This window comes from Clostridium sp. YIM B02569 (assembly GCF_022320765.1).
GTDB classification, from domain to species: Bacteria; Bacillota; Clostridia; order Clostridiales; family Clostridiaceae; genus Clostridium; species Clostridium beijerinckii.
This window is the reverse complement of record NZ_JAKJJX010000069.1, coordinates 1-1,195: the sequence shown is the minus strand read 5'-3', so window position 1 is coordinate 1,195 and position 1,195 is coordinate 1. Positions and strand designations below refer to the sequence as shown.

Below are 1,195 nucleotides of genomic sequence, written 5' to 3'. Positions count from 1 at the left end.
CGTAACGTTGAGAACCTGATTAAGGTTAGAATGGTGCTTTGTATGAAGCATTCAGTTCATGCCTGGAGACCGTGAAAAGGAAGCAGGAATAGACCTCGGACATCCGTACCAAGAATCAAACACACTTTGTGTTTGACCGGTGCTTGCATCATGATTTACATTTGAGTGAGTGGCGAACTGGTGAGTAACACGTGGGAAACCTGCCCAGAAGCGGGGGATAACACCTGGAAACAGATGCTAATACCGCATAACAACTTGGACCGCATGGTCCGAGCTTGAAAGATGGCTTCGGCTATCACTTTTGGATGGTCCCGCGGCGTATTAGCTAGATGGTGGGGTAACGGCTCACCATGGCAATGATACGTAGCCGACCTGAGAGGGTAATCGGCCACATTGGGACTGAGACACGGCCCAAACTCCTACGGGAGGCAGCAGTAGGGAATCTTCCACAATGGACGAAAGTCTGATGGAGCAACGCCGCGTGAGTGAAGAAGGGTTTCGGCTCGTAAAACTCTGTTGTTAAAGAAGAACATATCTGAGAGTAACTGTTCAGGTATTGACGGTATTTAACCAGAAAGCCACGGCTAACTACGTGCCAGCAGCCGCGGTAATACGTAGGTGGCAAGCGTTGTCCGGATTTATTGGGCGTAAAGCGAGCGCAGGCGGTTTTTTAAGTCTGATGTGAAAGCCTTCGGCTCAACCGAAGAAGTGCATCGGAAACTGGGAAACTTGAGTGCAGAAGAGGACAGTGGAACTCCATGTGTAGCGGTGAAATGCGTAGATATATGGAAGAACACCAGTGGCGAAGGCGGCTGTCTGGTCTGTAACTGACGCTGAGGCTCGAAAGTATGGGTAGCAAACAGGATTAGATACCCTGGTAGTCCATACCGTAAACGATGAATGCTAAGTGTTGGAGGGTTTCCGCCCTTCAGTGCTGCAGCTAACGCATTAAGCATTCCGCCTGGGGAGTACGGCCGCAAGGCTGAAACTCAAAGGAATTGACGGGGGCCCGCACAAGCGGTGGAGCATGTGGTTTAATTCGAAGCTACGCGAAGAACCTTACCAGGTCTTGACATACTATGCAAATCTAAGAGATTAGACGTTCCCTTCGGGGACATGGATACAGGTGGTGCATGGTTGTCGTCAGCTCGTGTCGTGAGATGTTGGGTTAAGTCCCGCAACGAGCGCAACCCTT

1 rRNA gene is annotated in these 1,195 nt (G+C 50.5%); it reads left to right on the top strand.

Features of this window, described 5'->3' with window-relative positions:
* Positions 1 to 111: 111 nt before the first annotated feature.
* Positions 112 to 1,195: ribosomal RNA gene (locus L3B96_RS27110) — 16S ribosomal RNA — on the top strand; the annotation flags it as partial.